The sequence below is a fragment of the Butyricicoccus sp. genome (assembly GCF_977037065.1).
The window spans coordinates 14,328-34,474 of record NZ_CDRQNY010000010.1; the positions used below are offsets into that span (position 1 = coordinate 14,328).

A 20,147-nucleotide genomic window follows, 5' to 3' on the forward strand; every position below is an offset into this window, starting at 1 on the left:
TGTGTCATTTTTTGCAGAATTTACGCGTGTTTCACGCTGTTTTTCCTATTGGTGTATTTCGTGTCGAAAATCGGACATTTCGTGTATCCGGCCGCACAACGGGCTGCAAAGCTGCTATGATAAATGCAGGCAATTTTTAGTCTCTTTTCTGCAGGCGCGGCTCGTTCCACCGCACCGCAGAATGGGAAAAGGAGGAATATACCATGAAATTCAAACGCGGCATAAGCCTTGCTCTGGCACTGGCTCTTATCGCCGGCATAGGCGGCCCGCTTGATATCCGCGCAGCGGCGGCGGATACCGGCAGCTCGGACGCGCTTGCGGCGCTCGGTATTGATTCGAGCAAAGCGCCCGACGGCTTTAATGCCAACGACCCCAGCAACCCATACGGGCGCAATACCATCAAGGTTACGCCGGTGTACGAGCTGTATACCGTTGGTCTGAAGAATGATGTTCTGCCGTCGGATAAAATCGGCCTGGACAAGCGTGAAAGCGCAGAGAAATGCGATACAAGCGTTTCCCAGTCCAACCAGACGGACAATATCCTTCAAAGCATGCTGTACGGCAATGATGACAATGCATCTACCCAGGCTGAACAGTTTCTGACGGCTAAGACCGATTCCAAGGAAATCTCCAAGGGTAAAACCACCTCTACCGGCACATACGCACAGTTCCCGGTGGGCAGCAAGGGCAATGACGGCTATGCCACCAAGGGTTATCTGACCGGCATGACCAATGCCACTACCAAGCTGAACGACAAGACCGATTACGCTATGGCAGACGTGGCCGCAGGCCATTTCACCTCGGACAAGGACGCAAAGTCCTCGCAGACGGTCATGGTTTACGCCGGTGACCTGAGCGCGAAAGGCGGTCTGTACCTGCGGTTCGGCAATGCGACAACCGGCGAGTACGGCAAGCCGATCACACTGCTGGACACCAGCAAGGAAATCGGCAACCCGAATCTGACCGACACCAGCGACGAAGACAGCACGACCGCCAAAAAGGTCGAAAACTTCGCAGAAAACCCGTATCAGTTGAAAAACTACCTGCAGGTAGCTACCGGCGACTGGGACAACGACGGTAAGGACGAGGTTGCGGTCTATGTACCGGAGGTCGGCAATTCCCGCATTGAGATTTACGACCTGCAGACTGACGATTACTCCAATCCCTCTAACTGGAGACAGGCGTGGACGTACTTCTTCCGTGAGGGCAGTGTCGTTTCCAACATGATCTCTCTCGTCAGCGGTGACGTCAACCAGGACGGCGTAGACGATCTCGCCTGCACCTGGGGTTACTACTACGGTCCGCAGCAGAACGCAGGCTCGCGTGCAGTTGTAATGTTCGGCTCCACGAGCGCGCACATGCTGCAGAGCTCGCAGGAATTCCCGCTGACCTACGAGGGCAGCAATCTGGTCCGCGCATCCTTCGCCTTCGGCGATATGACCGGCGGCGGCAAAACGCTGATTCTGGCGGCTCAGTCGGATGCCGACCTCAAGGCAAATAAGCAGAACACGCGCTATGTAGGTTTGTACGCATGGAACGGCGTCACCTTCAAGCCGTCTGTTTCGCAGAATTTCGATCTGTTCTCCAAGAACGATAAAGGCGAGTACATCTACGGTGCAATGGCAAAGCACAACGATATCTTCCGTTCTCTGCCGCTGTGCCCGGCCAATACGGCGATTATCTCCCGTCCGACCGCAGGTGATAAAGCCGATGACGGCAAAACCAGCGATCTGCTGTACTTTGACAGCCTTGTTATCTCCTGCGACGAGAATGGTCTGAACATCAAGCAGGCGCTCGATAACACGGCCGCTATGCCGAATGAGGACTACGTCGAGTACGATGCATCCGCAGGCTCTGTGACCACCGCGGTGGATAAAGACAACAACACCGCAGGTTCGGGCACGCTGTTCACCCTGACGCAGACCATGTCCAAGGATGAGAACAAGTATTCTGAATCCTACAACGTCACCGGTAAAGTTCCCCAGTACGCAACCCGTTATTATTACAAGAGCTGGTGGCATAAACTGTTCCGCAAAAGATCTTCCTATCAGGCTTTTGTCGGCTATGTAGATGCTACTACATCGCAAACAACGCCGTACACCACCCGCACGCCGGGTACAACCAGACTTTCGACCGTCAACCTGTTTGACGACTCTCAGCCGGTAAAAACCGATGTCAACAGCTCGTACACGCTCTGTCTCGCCAACACGGACGACGATACCAGCTACATGACCTACACCGGCAAGCACTATTACACCTACTCCGATCCGCAGGTTCTGGCGGTACTGGCTTCGCCTCCGTACTTCTCCGATCTGCTCGACCGCGATGACCTGTCCGGCAACTATGCCGAGTCCTCCACCACCTACTCGAGCATGAAGGGCACCGAGAATGGCACCAGCTCCTCCTCTACCATCTCGGTCGGCGCGTATGTCTCCTTTGAGCAGGAATTCTCGGTATTCGGCGTTAAGATCGGCAGCGTTGAGGCGGAAGCCGCCTTTACCTCCGGTTTCACCTACGAGACCGAGCACACCTCCTCGCTCGAGCAGTCCATCACCTACGAGACAACCTCCGGCGAGGACAGAGTGGCGTTCTATTCCATCCCGATGGAGATTTACGAGTATACCTCCTACATCCCGGACGGAACAGGCAAATACACTAAAGTAACCTCCACCGTTTCCATCCCGCACGAAGCCTCGATCGGTCTGATCGACCTGTCCGACTACGAAAACATTGCCGAGGATTACAGCGTTCTGCCGTCCATTTCGGGCAGCGTGCTGACGCATACGATCGGTGATCCGTCCAGCTATCCGAGCGCACCGAGTGCAGGCTCCAAGGCTTATAACGGTGATCCGGCTAAGGTTGACTTCACCGCGGCAGGCGGCGGCTCCGGCATCACGCAGGAGATCAGCTTCTCCACCTCGGACAGCAAAAACTACACCAACACCACCTCTATCGAAACCAAGGCCGGTGCAGGCGCAGGCGGCGTAACCGCAGGCGTGGTTGCCGGTTCGGAAAGCTCTGCCGGCAAGGTATCGGTCAACACCGCAGGCGGCTCGTTCTCCGGTTCGCTGCAGAATATGCCGATTGAAGCCAAACCGTACGGCTACGGCATGAATTGGCGCATTTTCTGCTACAACTACCGCAGCGGCAATCAGGCGTTCCCGGTTGTTACCTACGCGGTAACCGAGCCGCAGGCTCCGTCTCCGCTGCCGGACGATTTTGAGCAGGATGTTGCGAAAACCACCGATGATTCCGTCACCCTGACGTGGACCTACGACAAGATCGTTTCCGGTTTCCAGCTGTACCGCTACTACGATTTCCCGGACGGCTCCGGCCGCAAGGAACTCGCATTCGTACCGTTTACCGAGGGTAATCCGAACGGCGACGGCACCTACACCTTCAGCTACACGGATAAGAACCTGTCTCCCTATACCGAGTATGAGTATCAGATTCAGACCCGCAACAACAACAAGGCCGAGCAGCAGCGCAACAGCATCTACAGCGAACCGCTGACCTGCCGCACCAAGACCACCGCAGGTTATCCCGATATTTCGGTAACGATTGACGGCAAGGAGAAGCAAACGGTTCTGCCGATCTATCCGGATTCTCTGGCAACCGCAACGGTTAAGTATAACGGTGACAATAAAAATCCGGATGGCGGCAAGTATAACAGTGTAAACTATCAGTGGCAGAAGCTGAACAATGGTTCCTGGACCGATATTGCCGGCAGCGTTTCCGATATGCTGAGCATCGAAAACGCCGGTTCTGCGGACAAGGGCACTTACCGCTGCCGTCTGAATGTGCGCTATTGGGATAATACCTCCCAGACCGAGTACAGCATTTCCGCTTACTCGCCTGAGATTACCACGCAGTACAGCAAGCGCACGCCCAGGTGTGATCTGAATGTTACGGCAGAGAATGTTCAGGCTGGCGGTACGTTCAACCGCACGCTGCACATCAATGCTACGATGCGTTCCGCATCTGCTACCTCCATCCCGACCGGCACGCTCAGCTTCCTGATTCGCGGCACGGACTTCTCTACCACGGTTGCGGCTGAGATTGACAAAACCGGCAAGGTTACAAAGGATGTTATCGTGCCCGCAGACGGCGCTTACACGGTTACCCCGTATTATCCGGGCAGCTATGTATTCAAGGATATGAGCAACGCGGAAGGCCAGATGGTTCTCGTTGGCGAGAACGCGACCGGCTATCAGCTGACGCTCACCAACGGCAAGGATAACAACAGCGTCACCCGCTTCACCTACGGCGATACGGTAACGCCGTCGCTCTCCCGCATGAGTAAGGATACGCATGGTCTGCAGAAGGTCGATAACGCAACCTTCAAGTATGCAGTTTCCGGTTCCGAGGATTCGCAGCCGCTGACAAAGAACAATAAGCTGAATGCCGGCACTTACACGCTGTATGCTTATGTAAACGGCGAAACCAAGCCGGTTGCGGAAACTGAGTTTACCGTTGTTCAGCGTGCCGTTACGCTGCGCGTTGTCACTCCGAAGGACGGCGTTGATCAGACTCTGGTCAATCCGAGCACCCAGCTTTCTCTCTCGGCAGACACGAAAAACATGACTGCTGATGAGATTAAAGCTCTGCACCTTGACTATACCGCAGTCAACACCGCAGGCAATACGGTAACGCTCGAGCCGAACATTGCACCCAGCAACTACACGATTTCCCCATGCAAGACTACCGCTACCAGCGAAACGCTGTACAACAACTATGAATTCACCTTTATCCCCGGTGTTTACACGGTAAACGGCACGACTTACATCCTGACCCTCAAGGCTGAGGACTTCGGCGAAGGCGCAAATAAGCACTCTGTCGGTTCTGCGTCGATCATTACCGCAGGTCTGAATGCCGGCAAGGCGGATGACGGCAGTGCAATCTCCAGCTTTACCGCAGACACCGATGTTACCCTGACCGCTACGCCGGATGCAGGTTATGCAGTTGACCATTGGACCTACGGCGGTCAGACAATTAAGGATGGCAGCGGTAATCCCATCACAGCAAACAGCGTTACTATCAAAACAGGTGTAGCATCCGCAATCGTTTCGGTATTTTTCAAGACCACCGATACCAAACTGAATGCTTCCGTTCAGAATAAGCAGGGCGGTACACTCAAATGCACGGATGAAGATGGCTCCGGAAGCCTCAAGAACTTCCCGGTTTACATTGCCAGCGGTGCAAAGTTCAACTTCACCGCAACGCCGAATACCGGCTGGCACTTCAAGCAGTGGATTCTCGCGAAACGCGGTGCAAACAGTTATCCGTCCGGCACCCCGCACGATAACGGCTCCAACACGCTCTCTGTTGAGGTTGGCGTGCAGGATATTGATCTGGCTGCCGTATTCGAGCGCGACAGCTACACGCTGACGCTGGAAGGCGAACTGACCGCAAGCTATCAGACGGTTGATCCGAACGATACCTCCAAGACGCTCACCAAGTCTCTCAAGAGCGGCGAAAGCGTTACCGGTGATACGGAAATTACGGTAGCGCCCAAGGCAGGCTATGCTGCCGCCACGGGCGAGACCTATCAGGTGAACGGCAAGGCTGTTGAAGCAGGAAAGCTCAACGCTGACGGCAGCTATACCTTCCCCATCACCGAGAACACCAAGGTTTCGCTCAAGACCGACCGTGCCGCATTTGCGATTACCACACCGAAAATGGAGCATGGCACGATCATTGCAACCGTAGACGGCGAAGCTGTGAACGATCTGTCCAAGATTCCCGGCGGCAGCAAGGTTGAGCTGCAGGCACGCGCAGACCGCGGCTGGCATTTCAAGAACTGGGTTGTAAACGGTACTGCTCAGGATGAAGCTGCGGCAAAGACCAACGGCACTTACACCATCAGCGAACTGGCCGGCGATCTGTCCATCCACGCCGAATTTGCCCAGAGCGCTTCCTACACCGCCAAGGCTACCGCTGCAGCCGGCAACGGCACCGTAAAATACACGCTGTATGATATCTACGGTGAGGAAGTTGAGACCAAGGCTATGCCGACTGATGGCATAACCATCTATAAGGATGAGGAAATCACCTTCCATGCAGCGCCAAAGACTGGCTATCAGGTTGAACAGTGGGAAGTAAACGGCAAAAAGACTGCCGTAAACTCCAAAACCAATCCGGAAGGCAAAATCCGTGCGGACAAGAATATTACTGCAACCGTATACTTTAAGGTTACGGCAAGCTATCCGCTTACTTTCGGCACTGCTGATGAGAACGGCCATCTGACCGCCAAGATTGACGACACCGCGATTAACTCTCAGACCAAGCAGCCGAACGGCAGTGTAATCACCTTCACTGCAGCACCAAACACCCAAAAGATGGTTGAAAAGTGGACGGTTACCCAGGGTGACATTACCGCAGCAGAAAACGATGCTGCTGTACAGGTTGATGGTGTAAATCTTGTCGATCCAATTTATATTCACACACTCGATGACAACCAGACCATCCGCGTTCACTTCACCAACCTTGTACAGTACGATGCCAAGATTTCCGGCACGAACGGCACCGGCAAATTCACCTACACCACGCCGATTCAGCCGAACGACAACGGTGTGATCGACACCAACACCACCAAGGTTCGTGCGAACGGCACGGTCAAGCTGACGCTCACACCGAGCGCAAACTGTGTCGGCACCGCCGAGGAAATCAAGTCCGAACTCCAGAAGGCGGCTCCGAATGCCGTTGTTTCCGTAACCGAGAAGGACGGCAGCTTTGAAGCGGTTATCCGCAACGTAACGGAAGCTCTGGCGGTCAACACCGACAATCTGTTCCACAAAACTTACGCAATTACGGCCAGCAAGGCCGAAAACGGCAGTGTTTCCGCTTCTGCGGCACGCACCAAGGCTGGCGACAAGGTAACGCTCACCGCTGCACCCGCAAGCGGCTATCAGCTGAAAACCCTGACGCTAACACCGGAGACCGCACTCGATAAGACGGTTTCCGCGTCCACCCTGACCTACACCTTCACCATGCCGGCAAATGACGTTACTGTCACCGCAGCCTTTGCCGCCAAGCCGAGCAGCGGCGGCGGTGCAGGCGGCGGCGGTGGAGCGGGCGGCGGCGGTGTTGCACCGGCTCCGACCGACAGCGGCTCGTCCTCCATCACTGCACCGGACGGCACCAAGGTTCCCGCAACGGTTGCGGTAAAGAACGGCACCGCAGCAGTTTCTGCCGACAGCTCCAAGCTGACTGCGGTTTCCGGCAAGGATTCGCTGACGCTTGACCTGTCCGCAGATTCCACCGTACGCACGGTATCGCTCACCGGCGATGTGGTAGCTGCTCTTGCCGGTGCAAAGAACGGCGCAGCGCTTACCCTGCCGAACGGCACGGTTGCACTCGACCGTGAGACGCTGACCGCACTCGGCAGCGCCGCACAGGCTGACGGTATGGCAAGTATTTCGCTCGCTTCCGCTGACAAGTCCTCCCTGACTGACGCACAGCGCAAATACCTGCCGAAGAACAGCACCATCCTGAACATTTCTGCGCAGGTACAACCGAAAAACGGCACTGCAACCCGCGTTCACGCGCTGAACGGCACGGCTGCGATTTCTGTGGCATACAGCCTCAAGAGCGGCGAGAACGCCGATCATCTGGTTGCATACTATCTTGCTGAGGACGGCTCGTTTGAAAAGCTGCCTGTCATTTATGATGCAGCGACCGGAAAGGCTACCTTTAAGACCACCCACTTCTCCACCTTCGTTATCACCCACGAGTACAGCAGCGACTTCTCCGATGTCAACCTGCGCAAGTGGTTCTACAACGAGGTCAACACCGCACTCGAGAACGGCTGGTTCAAGGGCCTGACCGCGACTAAGTTCGGTCCGGATGACGGCATGACCCGCGCAATGCTGGTTCAGGTACTCTACCGCATGAGCGGCAGCAAGGCCGCTTCCACCGCACAGTTCACCGATGTGGCGGACGGCAAGTGGTACGCGGAAGCCATCGCATGGGCCTCCGAAAATGGCATCGTCAACGGCTTCACGGACGGCAGATTCCAGCCGGATACGCTGATCACCCGTCAGCAGCTGGCGGCCATCCTGTACCGCTACGATACCTATCGCGGTCATACGCCGCAGGGCAGTGCAGCACTCGATGGCTACGCAGACGCGGCTTCTGTCGAGTCGTGGGCTACTGAAGCAATGAGCTGGGCGAATGGCAACGGTCTGGTAACCGGCGTTACCCCGACTACGCTCGTGCCGAACGGCACCGCAACCCGTGCTCAGGTAGCGGTTATCCTCAGCCGCTACACCGACCAGTAATCCCATCCGATCCATACCACCCAACGGATATGGCATGAACAACCGCCCTGCAAGGGCAGACAATACCGACAGCGCCTGAAAACGCACACAAGCGACACCAATCGAAATATGGTGTCGCTTGTTTTTTGCCTCTCACACGGAATACGCTCACGCGAGAACGAATCGAACAGCCGCGGCAGAAATTCCATGCTCCTATGTCAGCTTCTCCGGCGTGATATACTCTGCCAACCGAATCGCAAGTATTTCCAGGCTTGCGGCTCATTATATCGTACATCATGTTCTATATTTGCATAATACTGTGCAAATTCGACTCATTTTGATTTACAACGTCGTTGCGGAGTGATATACTGAAATTACCAGATAAGATGCGCCGGATTATGCTTTGAGGAGATGCTATAATGACCATGAATGACCCGCTGCTCCGCACGGACAGCTATGCAAAAATCTTCCTGTATAACACCCATGAAACCGTCGCCTGTGTGCCGCGCCACACCATCCGCATGCGCGATAAAGTGCGCCCGGACAAGCTGCGCGAAGCCGTCGAGCAGGCACTGCTGCGCTTTCCGCACATGATGCTGACCGCCGAGCCGACCGAGACCGCGTTCCGCTACCGCCGCAACGTGCAGCCCGCCGTAGTGCTGCCGTTCGACGGTGTATCCACCCGCTACACCATCGGCTCCAAGGATACGAACGGATACTTATTTCTCGTCGGCTACCACGACAAGACCATCTATATGGAGTATCAGCACTCTATCTCGGATGGACGCGGATTCGAGGAATTTATCCGCTGTGTACTGTTCCAGTACCTGAAAAACTGCGGTTTCCCGGTTGAGAATGACGGCTCTGTGCGCGGCATGGATACCCGCTGGTCTCCCGAGGAGAGCGCAAACGGCTACGAGCAGCTGGCAGACCGTGAATTTTCGCCGGATGGCATCTGGAAAAAGCCGGAGGCTGTTCATGCCCCCGAGGTACAGTGGGGCGCTGACGGCTCCGAGGTCGTTACCGAGGTGACGTTCCCGTTTTCTCAGCTGCACGATTACGCAAAGTCCATCGGCGTCAGTCCGCTGTCCGTACTGGCTCCGCTAATGATGAAAGCGTTTGATGATAAGTTCGGCGGAACGGACAAGCCGGTTATCGCGGAGATTCCGGTCGATCTGCGTCCGCTGCTGCCGACGCTTACCACGCGGTATTTTATTTGCTTTATCGATCTGCCGTATTTTCCGGAGTACCGCGATCTGCCGAATGACGAGGTGTTCCGGCGCACGAAGGCGTTTTTGAAGGATCAGATGCAGCGCGAACAGCTGCTCTATCGTGCAAAAGCCGCCGCAGACCGCTGTGAATCGCTGCATGAGGCAGACATGCCGCTCGCAGAGAAAATGCAGGCGGCACAGAAGGTCACGACCGATTTTGTGCTCGAGGACAGCTTTCTCATTACCAATGTCGGCCGGTTCGCCCTGCCGGAAAGCTGCCGTCCGTATGTACTCGATTACGGCGCAATCCTGCCGTGTGCTGTGCAGCCGTTTGCGCTGCTGATCTCGTCGTATGGAGATAAAATGAAACTGTCCGTCGCGCAGCGCGACCACGATATGCAGGTTGTCGAGGATTTGTGCGCCGGTCTGCGGCAGCTTGGCATCCAGCCGGAGACACTCAGCTATCCGTTTGTAGTAACACGGTATAACGGACTTGAGTGCGGGATGTAAGTTCAAAACTGTAATTTCAAAAGCAAAACGCTCAGCTATCAAACGATAGCTGAGCGTTTTGCTTTATCCAAGCCGCGCGACTGTATACCCGACATACAGACCGGCACCGGTCACAAGTGCATTCTCATCCACATCGAAGCCGCCGTTATGGTTGGTGATCATCGTGTGCGGCAAATCCGGATTGCCGGTGCCGAGATACGCATACGCGCCCGGCTTATACAGCTCAAACTCGGCAAAATTATCGCCGCTGAGCGACAGCTCACGGTCGGTGACAACGTGTCCTGCTCCGAGCAGCTCGTCCACGACCCGAGCAGCTTCCTCGCACACCTGCGGGTCATTGACGAGCGCAGCGGCAAAGTCCATCCACTCGATTTCCGCCGTGCCGCCGTACAGCGCCGCAATGCTCTGCGCGGTCTCACTGACCTGTGCACGGACGCGGTCGCGGCTCTCCTGCGAAATGGTGCGCGTTGTGCCCTCCATTTCAGCAAATGCTGCCACGGCGTTGTAGGTCGTGCCTGCGTTCAGCTTGCCGATACCGATGATGACCGGCTCGGTCGGTGAAGTGCGGCGCGTAACCAGTCCCTGCACTGCCACGACAATCTGACTGGCGATATACAGCGCATCTACGCCCAGATGCGGCGTGGAAACGTGCGTGGACTTACCGTGCACACGAATGCGGAAATGATCGACTGCGGCGTTGTTGATGCCCGGTTTGAGTCCCACCGTGCCTGCCTCCAAATCGTATGCCGTGTGCAGACCGAACACGCGCTCGGCACCCTCCAGCACACCGGCTGCGACAAACGGCTTTGCACCTTTTCCGATTTCCTCTCCCGGCTGAAACACAAGACGGACCTTTCCGCTGAACGCGTCTCTGTTCTCCGACAGGATTTTCGCGGCACCCAGAAGGCAGGCAGCGTGCGCATCATGGCCGCAGGCGTGCATAACGCCTGCATTCTCCGAGCGATAGACGCACTCATGCGTCTCCTCAATGGGCAGCGCGTCGATATCCGCACGCAGAACCAGCACTTTTCCGTTGTCCTTTGCGCCCTTCAGCGTGCCGAGCACGCCGGTTTCGCCTACGCGCGTGTGCGGAATGCCGAACTTGTCCAGTTCCTCCTCAATGCGCTGCGCGGTGCGGAATTCCTGCAGGCTCAGTTCGGGGTGTTGATGAAATTCCCGGCGGATGGATACGATGTAGTCCTTCGTTTCCGCTGCGGCTTTCTTTACATCCATGACGGCTTTTCCTCCTGTTTATCGGTGTTTCGGTTTGATCTTATCACGCAGACCTTCCAGACGGTTGAGTGCATCGAGCAGCGTCTCGTCCTTCTTTGCAAAATGCAGGCGAATCAGATTGTTGACCGGCTCACGGAAGAAGCTCGAGCCGGGAACCGCGCCTACGCCGACATAATGCGCCAGATCCTCGCAGAACGCAAGATCGCTCTCGTAGCCGAACTCGGAAATGTCAAGCAGAACATAGTACGCGCCCTGCGGGTCGGTATGGGCGATTTTGAGATCGTCCAGACCTTTCAGGAACAGCTCCTTTTTGTGCGTGTACTTGGCCTGCAAGTCGTCGTAGTAGTCCTGGCCCATCTTGAGACCGGTAACAACAACCTCCTGCAGCGGTGCTGCTGCGCCGACAGTCAGGAAGTCATGTACTTTTTTCGCACGGTCGATGATCTCCGGCGGGGCAATGATATAACCCAGTCGCCAGCCGGTAACCGAGTACGTTTTGGAGAGCGACGAGCACGACAGCGTGCGCTCCCACATGCCCGGCAGAGTGGCAAAATAAGTGTGCTTGTTGGGTGCGAATACGATGTGCTCATACACCTCGTCGGTGATGACGTAGGTATCGTACTTCTCCGCGAGAGACGCGATAATCTCCAGCTCCTCGCGGGTGAACACCTTGCCGCACGGATTGGACGGGTTGCACAGGATGATGGCCTTCGGGTGCTGACGGAATGCATCCTCGAGCACGTTCGCGTCAAAGTGAAAATCCGGCGGCACGAGCGGCACATAGATCGGCTCTGCGCCAGACAGGATGGTATCCGCACCGTAATTCTCGTAAAACGGGGAGAAAATGATAACCTTGTCACCCGGATTGGTGACCGTCATCATCGCAGCCATCATCGCCTCCGTGCTGCCGCAGGTCGTGACGATTTCGGTGTTCGGGTCGATCCTGCGGCCCATGAAATAGGTCTGCTTGGCGGCCAGCGCCTCGCGGAAGTTCTGCGAACCCCATGTGATCGAATACTGGTGATAGTCTTCGTAGGCCACCTGCGCCAGACGGTCGAGCAGCTCCTTCGGCGGCTCAAAGTCCGGGAAACCCTGCGACAGATTTACCGCATCATACTGCATGGAAACGCGCGTCATACGGCGGATGACCGAGTCGGTAAAGCCGGCGGTGCGTTCAGATAAGCTCTGCATGGTTATTTTCCTCCCATAATGTAAGATTTCTGATCGTTAAGCGTGTGCTTCGGGTCGAGAGCGGTCTTGATGGTGTTCATCACGGCAAGATTCTCCTGCGCGGTCTCCCGCAGGAAGTATGACCGCTTGGAAATGCCGATGCCGTGCTCACCCGATACTACGCCGCCGTAGGAATACGCCTTCGCGTATGCCTGCTCCATGTTGTCGTGCAGTTCACGCTCCCATGTCTGCCGGTCGCGGCCGTCGCGCACCACGCACAGATGCACGTTGCCGTCACCCGCATGACCGAACGCGATCATACGCACGCCTGAGGATGCTTCCAGCTCGTTGATGTAACGTACAAAGTCCGCCGTGTGGCTGATGGGCACGACAATGTCCACCGGCTCCTGCTCGGACACGGCCTCGACCGCCATGACGAGCGCACCGCGCACCTTCCAGATGTTCGCCGCCTGCTCAGCGCTGCGCAGCACGATATAGTCGATGGCGCCGTTGTCGAGCGCAAGGCGGCGCACGCGCTCGATATTCGCGTTGACCTCGCTCTCGTGACCGTCAAACGTCAGCAGAATGTATGAACCGGCATCCGGGCGCGGATATTGCACGCCGGAAAAGCTCTCGCCGAGGGCTACGACCTTGCGCTCCATGAACTCGACTGCGGTCGGGTTGGCATTTGCCTGCAAAATCGTCAGCACGCTGCGAATACCCGTGCCGAGGTCAGCAAACGGCACGAGCACGCTCACCGTGGTCTCCGGCTTGGGAAGAAGGCGCAGCAGGCACTTGGTGATGACCGCCAGCGTGCCCTCCGAGCCGATGAGCAGGTGCTTGAGCGACAGTCCGCTCGCGTCCTTCACCTGCTTGCCGCCGACTTTCAGCACCGTGCCGTCCGCAAGAACGACCTCCAGCCCGCGCACATAATCGCGTGTTACGCCGTACTTGACCGCACGCATACCGCCCGCGTTGGTGCTGATGTTGCCGCCGATGCTCGAGGCCTTTTCGCCCGGGTCGGGCGGGTAAAACAGACCGTGCTCCTCAACATAGGCCTGCAGATCTTTGAGCAGCATACCCGGTTCGACGGTGATGGTCATGGTGTCGCGGTCAAGCTCGAGCACGCGGTTCATGCGGGATACATCCAGAATGATACCACCGAACAGCGGGATTGTCGAGCCCACCAGATTGGTGCCTGCGCCGCGCGGCGTGACCGGGATACCGTTTTCGTTGGCGTACCGGAGCACGCCGCTGACCTCCTCGGTCGAGCGCGCGAACACGAGCGCATCCGCCGTGCCGGTGCGGCGGCCGAGCGCATCGCTCAGGTATTCCGCCGGGATGTTCTCTGCGAAAAGCAGACGTTCTTCATCCGAAATGATATTCTGCAAAGCCTGTTTGCTTACTTCCATTGCTGTTTCCTCCTGCCGAAAATGCCGCCGGTGCTTTCCGGCGGCATTGGGAATCACTGTGAGTTACTTGTCAGCCAGCAGATCCTGATCCCAGCCTGCCTTGATGAAGTAGCCGCCGAACTGGTCGTTGAATACTGCCTCGGTTTCGTCGGACTGGAATGCTGCAACAACCTTCTTGTAGGTTTCCAGCTTGTCTGCATCCTCGAGGTCAGCGGAACGCGCTGCGATCAGGTTCCAGTACTCCTCGATGTCCAGCTGGTCATCCTTGTAGATGGCATCCTCGGTCTTGAGGCCGAAATCCAGTGCGTAGTTGCCGTTTACGACAGCTGCGGTAACGTCAGCCAGCGTGGACGGGATAACATTTGCCTTGAGCTCCTCGATGGTGATCTGCTTATTGTAGGTTTCGATGTCGTCGATGGTCGGGTTGAACTCTGCGCTGTCCTTCAGCTTGATCAGGCCCGCTGCTTCCAGAACCTTGAGGGCACGGCCGCCGTTGGTTACATCGTCCGGAATGGCTACGGTGTCGCCGTCCTTAAGCTCATCAACCGACTTAACCTTGTCGGAGTACAGGTTCAGCGGGATGATGAACGTGTTGCCGATATTCTCGATCTCGTAGCCGTAGTTGTCGATCTCGCTCTGCAGGTAAATACGGTGCTGGAAAGCGTTCAGATCGATCTCGCCGTTAGCGAGTGCGTTGTTCGGGGTAACGTAGTCCGAGAACTGTACGAACTCAAGGTCGATGCCCTCGTCAGCCAGCTTTTCCTTGGCCGGGGTCCACAGATCCTCGTAAATGCTGCCGACTACGCCGAGCTTTACGGTTACGGCATCGCCGGAATTGCTGTCGGATGCCTGTGCATTATCGGAAGCTGCGCTGCTCGAGCCGCCGCAGGCGGTCAGGGACAGGGCGAGGGTCGCTGCGGACAGGGACAGTGCGATGATTCTTTTGAGCTTCATTGGGATTACCTCCGTTTATGATGTGAACTTTTTAATTAACTGATGTTAGAGAGTGAGCGACAGTTGATAATTCTCGCTCATGGTCTTGCAGGATGCGTTGAACTTCTCCTGCTCCTCGGGAGTCAGGTGCAGCTCGATGATCTCTGCGATGCCGTCGCGGTTAACAATAGCGGGCACGCTGGCGTACACATCGTGCTGACCGTACTTGCCGTTCAGCAGAACAGAAACCGAAAGAATGCGGTTCTCGTTGTAGAAAATGGCGCGAACGACTTCTGCAGCGGAAGCGCCAATGCCGAACTCGGTGCACTGCTTGCCGCGCAGGATGGTCCAGCCGCCTTCACGGCCTGCGTCAGCAAGCGCATCCAGGTCGAGCTTGCCGAAGGTGTCCGGATACTCCTCGCGCCACTGGCTGAGCGGCTTGCCCGCGATGGTGACAGCCGACCATGCGACCATCTGGCTTTCGCCGTGCTCGCCGAGCGCGTAGGCGGTGATGGATTTCTGGTCAATGCCGATCTCCTGCGCGATCGCGCGGCGCAGTCTTGCGGAGTCCAGCGTGGTGCTGGTAGAGAAGATACGTTCCGGCGCCCAGTTCAGCGTGTGCTGAATGTAATGCGTGATAACGTCCGCCGGATTGGAGATATTGACGATAATGCCATCAAAACCGGATTCCTTAATAGATTTTGTTACATCCTTCAAAATGGCAATGGTCTGACCCAGTGTATCCATACGAGTCTGATTGCCGGTCGGCAGCGGGCCTGCCGAAATGATCATAATCTGTGCATCCTTGGCATCGCTGTAGTCACCCGCGGTGACCTTGGTGCGAACCGGAAGGTAATTGGTCGCATCGGTCAGGTCGAACGCCTGTGCGACTGCCTTTGCGTGATCGGAGTCGATGTAGACAATCTCGTCTGCCAGACTCTGCGAAATCAGTGCGTAGCCGACATGGGAGCCGACATGGCCTGCACCGACAATAACAACTTTGCGATTGGAAATACTCATGTCAGACACTCCTTAGTGCGTGTTCTTCTTGACGACCTTGCCGCCAGCGAACTCCATAATGCAAACGATGATGACGAGGACCAGCACGGTAACGTTGGTAACGTCCAGCATATTGCGGTCGTGGCCGTAACGGATGGCGAAGTCGCCCAGGCCGCCGGCACCGACAACACCGGCCATTGCAGTCAGGTTCAGCAGGCTGATCGCCGTGATGGTTGTACCGCGCGCGATGGCGGCAACGCTTTCCTTCAGGTATACGCGGAAGATGATCTCCAGCGGTGTGGAGCCCATCGAGAGTGCCGCTTCGATCAGACCGCCGTCCAGCTCGGCAAGTGCGCTTTCCACCTGACGGGTGAAGAACGGCACCGCACCGAATACCAGCGGAACGATTGCACCCCGAACATAAATTGCCGTACCCATAATTGCACGGGAAACCGGCATTACCCACGTCAGCAGGATGATGAACGGGATGGAACGGAACAGGCTGACCAGCTTGTCCAAAATCTGATAGACGATTTTGTTTTCCAGAATGCCGCCCGGCTTGGTGACCGTGATCAGCACGCCCAGTGCCAGCCCGAGCACGAACGAGATTGCCCCCGACCAGACCACCATGAGCAGCGTGTCGCCGATGGCTGCATAGAAGTCCGGCAGCTTTGCCATCACGTTCGGAATGATGTTATTCAGAAACTCTTGCATCCTTGATGACCTCCACTCCTACGTTTTTCTCACTGAGATAGGCGATTGCCTGTGTGATTTGATCGCGGCCGCCGCTGATGATGGCTACCGTGCCGCCAATCGGTGCATTCTGCACGATGGCGATATCCGAAAAGATGATGTTGAGCACAATGTCGAATTTGCGCGATACCGTCGAGATGAGCGGCTCGGATACGTTGCGCTGAATATAGCTCAGGCGCACGATCAGTTCACCCGGATTCAGCTTGACGACCGGCGAATCCTCCGCGATGAGTTCTTCGATCTTGCGGAGATTGGAGGTCGTGTGGATGAAGTTCTTGGTGATGTCCTCTCTCGGGTTGGCGAAAATGTTGAACACCTCGCCGGACTCGACCACCTTGCCGTGCTCCATAACGGCTACGCGGTGGCAGATCTCCTTGACGACCGCCATTTCATGGGTGATGATAACGACCGTGATGCCGAGGGTTTCGTTCAGGTGCTTGAGCAGCTGCAGAATCGCCTTGGTGGTCTGCGGATCGAGTGCCGAGGTAGCCTCATCGCAGAGCAGCACATTCGGGTCGTTTGCCAGTGCGCGAGCGATTGCTACACGCTGTTTCTGACCGCCGGACAGCTGCTTGGGATACGCCTCCGCCTTATCACCGATGCCGACCAGATCAAGCAACCGCTGTACTTTTTCCTCGATCTGCTGTTTGGAAAGGCCGCTGCCGCGCAGCGGATACGCTACGTTGCCGGCTACGGTGCGCGATGGCATCAGGTTGAAGTGCTGAAAGATCATGCCGATCTTCTTGCGGGCCTGCCGCAGCTCCTTTGCCGAGAGCGACAGCATATCCTGACCATCTACGATCACCTTGCCGGAGGTCGGCCGCTCGAGCAGATTGATGCAGCGCACCAACGTCGATTTACCCGCACCGGAAAAGCCGATCATACCGAAAATTTCGCCCCTGTCAATCGTCAGCGAAACATCCTGCACCGCATGAACGGTTCGCTTGCCGCTCACAAACTCCTTCGAGATATGTGACAATTTTATCAAGAAAATTCCTCCTTATTCCTCTTAAATGCGCAAAAAAGCGGGAAGCTCGCAGCTCCCCGCTTCAGAAAATACAATGAATCCGCAAGAACGCGCAGCGTCAAGCAAGACGATTCAAAGTAATTTCGTATTCTGTCGGTCAGGCAGCATCTGAGCATAATACAGCATGTTCATACACATTCGACCCGACATTCGTGCGTTTACGATGAACATTTTGCTCGCTCCTTTCCGATTCCTTACTGAATTTGTTGGTTATAGAATAGCACAGTCAATCCCCAGTGTCAACCTCGGAATTATAGGGATTTTGTTTTCTGGCGGTTTTGCCAGTTTTGTATAAATTCATCCAACAAAATCTATGGGATTTGACTGATATTTTCAGCAGTTTGCTGTAATTCAAGGCGGTCTTCTTGGCAGGCATATTGGGTGTTGTACTTTTTATCGGACTTTAACTGTTATATACTGTATATAACAATTCAATAGAAGGTGATCGCTATGGATAAAAAATTCTATGCACATACCCGTCCGATCAATGAAAACGGCGTTGAACGTACAGAATATCAGCTTCTCTCCGATCACGAGCGCGGTGTCGGCACGCTCTGCGGGCAGTTTGCCGAAGCATTCGGTGCACAAGCTGAAGGTCACGAGGCCGGTGTTCACCATGATGACGGCAAAGCAACTGCCGCATTTCAGCATCGTCTTCTGGATAATGGTCCAAAGGTCGATCATGCAACCGCCGGTGCACGAAACATCATGTTGTCAAACAATCTGCTCTTAGCCGCTTGTGTCATGGGGCATCACAGCGGTTTGCCGGATTTAGGCAGCACAAATGACCCGGAAGGCACACCCACCTTCACCGGCAGAATAAAAAAGTGGGGCACTCCCGCTATTCCGCCGCTCGACCCGGATTATCCCATTCCGCCGGTACGCCTGCCGCAGCGTCCGGTCACCAGGCCGTCGCTTTCCGAGTCATTCCGCACGCGCATGCTGTACTCCTGTCTGGTGGACGCGGATTATCTGGATACCGAGCGATTCATGAAAGGCGATATGCCGCGCGGCACCGGAGATTCGCTCGAAACCCTGCTCACCCGCTTACAGGCCAAGCTAAACGCATGGGACAACCCGACTTCCGCGCTGAACAAGCTCCGTCAGCAGATCTTGCAGGCGTGCGTTTCCGCCGCAGCCAATCCCAAGGGCATTTACACGCTTACGGTTCCGACCGGCGGCGGTAAAACGACCAGTTCTCTCGCATTTGCGCTGCATCACGCCGTTGAACACGGTATGAAACGTGTGATTTATGTTGTACCGTACACCTCCATCATCGAGCAGAATGCCGATGTTTTCCGCGGTATTTTAGGCGATGAGAACGTACTCGAGCATCACTCCGGTGTACAGTTCGAGAACGATGAGGAAAACGGCAATCCCGATCCCAAGGCACTGGCCGCCGAAAACTGGGACAGCCCGCTCGTTATCACAACCGCCGTTCAGTTTTTCGAGTCGATGTACGCTAACCGTTCCTCACAGTGCCGCAAGCTGCACAATCTGGCAAACAGCGTGATTATTTTCGATGAAGCGCAAATGCTTCCGCTGTGCCATCTGATGCCGTGCGTCGCGGCCATCGGCGCTCTGGTAGAGCAGTTCGGCGCAACTGCCGTGCTGTGTACGGCTACCCAGCCGGTACTCGGCGATTTGATTCAGCGATTCGCACCGTCGCATACGGTTTCCGAGATTTGCCCGCAGATTCCGTTCTATTTCGACAAATTCCGCCGTGTAACGTTCCGGCAAGTCGGTGTCCTCGAGGATGACGCACTCGCCGAATTGCTGTGCGCACATGAGCAGGTCCTTTGCATCGTCAATTCCCGCAAAGCGGCGCAGTCCATTTTCTCGAAATTGCCGGAGGAAGGCAGTTTCCATCTGTCCACATTGATGGTTCCGGCACACCGCCGTACGGTGCTCGAGGAAATCCGACGCCGACTAAATGACGGTTTGCCCTGCCGTGTCGTATCGACTTCTCTTGTTGAAGCCGGTGTTGACATAGATTTCCCCGCCGTTTACCGCGAACTGGCGGGTCTGGATTCCATTCTGCAGGCCGCCGGACGCTGCAACCGCGAGGGCAAGCGTGCCGCAGAGGACAGCATTGTTACCATTTTCCGCCGCACGGAGAAGGCTCCGCCGCTGTTTGGACAAGCCATCGGTGCGACAAATACTGCGCTGGATAACAATGCCGATCCCGCTTCTCCGCAGACAATGGAGAACTATTTCCGCGAACTGCGCAAGCTGAACGGTTCCGCGATTGACAAAATCGGCGTGATCGACGCGTTTGAACGCGGACGCGGCGGCTCTCTGTATCCGTTCCGCACGATCGCCGAAAATTTTCACATGATCGACAACGACACACGCACAGTTTATATTCCGTGGAAGGACGGTTCTGAACTCATCGAGCGACTTTGCGATGGTGCGTGCTCTAAAAAGCTGTATCGGCAGCTTGGGCAGTATGCCGTGCAGGTGTATGATGAGCATTTTCAGGCGCTGTACGACGCCGGTGCGCTGCTTCTCGCCGATGAGCGCAACGGACTGGACGACCGCAGTGCTATTCTGTGTGATCTGTCGCTGTATGATGAGAAAACCGGTCTGTCGCTCAAGGCAGACAGCGGTCAGGCGTTCTTCGGATAATTTTTCGCGTAAA

Annotated in this window: 10 protein-coding genes; 3 read left to right on the top strand and 7 right to left on the bottom strand. The window is 55.9% G+C overall.

Annotated elements, in window-relative coordinates; translation table 11 throughout:
- Nucleotides 1-203: 203 nt before the first annotated feature.
- On the top strand, nt 204-8,279 hold the full coding sequence (locus tag ACWVX6_RS05210; RefSeq protein WP_455152547.1) for an InlB B-repeat-containing protein: 8,076 nt from the start codon (nt 204-206) through the stop codon (nt 8,277-8,279).
- A 398-nt stretch (nt 8,280-8,677) separates the two neighbouring features.
- Nucleotides 8,678-9,979, top strand: coding sequence for a hypothetical protein (locus ACWVX6_RS05215; RefSeq protein ID WP_110435567.1), 1,302 nt, complete (start codon nt 8,678-8,680; stop codon nt 9,977-9,979).
- A gap of 63 nt (nt 9,980-10,042) precedes the next feature.
- Here the strand turns inward: ACWVX6_RS05215 and ACWVX6_RS05220 are convergent, their stop codons facing one another.
- The 7 genes from ACWVX6_RS05220 to ACWVX6_RS05250 form a co-directional block, all read right to left on the bottom strand.
- Nucleotides 10,043-11,212, bottom strand: coding sequence for a M20 metallopeptidase family protein (locus tag ACWVX6_RS05220; protein WP_455152548.1), 1,170 nt, complete (start codon nt 11,210-11,212; stop codon nt 10,043-10,045).
- An 18-nt stretch (nt 11,213-11,230) separates the two neighbouring features.
- Complete coding sequence (locus ACWVX6_RS05225; protein WP_455152549.1) at nt 11,231-12,403, bottom strand: pyridoxal phosphate-dependent aminotransferase; 1,173 nt, start codon at nt 12,401-12,403, stop codon at nt 11,231-11,233.
- A gap of 2 nt (nt 12,404-12,405) precedes the next feature.
- Nucleotides 12,406-13,794, bottom strand: a complete 1,389-nt coding sequence (locus ACWVX6_RS05230) for an FAD-binding oxidoreductase (RefSeq protein ID WP_455152550.1) — start codon at nt 13,792-13,794, stop codon at nt 12,406-12,408.
- Nucleotides 13,795-13,857: 63 nt separating this feature from the next.
- On the bottom strand, nt 13,858-14,748 hold the full coding sequence (locus ACWVX6_RS05235) for a MetQ/NlpA family ABC transporter substrate-binding protein (protein WP_455152551.1): 891 nt from the start codon (nt 14,746-14,748) through the stop codon (nt 13,858-13,860).
- A gap of 45 nt (nt 14,749-14,793) precedes the next feature.
- On the bottom strand, nt 14,794-15,747 hold the full coding sequence (locus tag ACWVX6_RS05240; RefSeq protein ID WP_455152552.1) for an L-lactate dehydrogenase: 954 nt from the start codon (nt 15,745-15,747) through the stop codon (nt 14,794-14,796).
- 12 nt (nt 15,748-15,759) lie between these two features.
- Nucleotides 15,760-16,440, bottom strand: coding sequence for a methionine ABC transporter permease (locus ACWVX6_RS05245; protein WP_455152553.1), 681 nt, complete (start codon nt 16,438-16,440; stop codon nt 15,760-15,762).
- Entirely contained in the window at nt 16,421-17,467 is a 1,047-nt protein-coding gene (locus ACWVX6_RS05250; RefSeq protein WP_118480579.1) for a methionine ABC transporter ATP-binding protein, read from the bottom strand. The genes ACWVX6_RS05245 and ACWVX6_RS05250 overlap by 20 nt, the downstream gene beginning before the upstream one ends.
- Nucleotides 17,468-17,956: 489 nt before the next feature.
- Between ACWVX6_RS05250 and cas3 the strand changes: the two genes are divergently transcribed.
- Nucleotides 17,957-20,134 carry a CRISPR-associated helicase Cas3' gene (gene cas3 / locus ACWVX6_RS05255; protein WP_455152554.1) on the top strand — a complete coding sequence of 726 codons (2,178 nt, stop codon included), beginning with the start codon at nt 17,957-17,959 and terminating at the stop codon, nt 20,132-20,134.
- Nucleotides 20,135-20,147 lie beyond the last annotated feature (13 nt).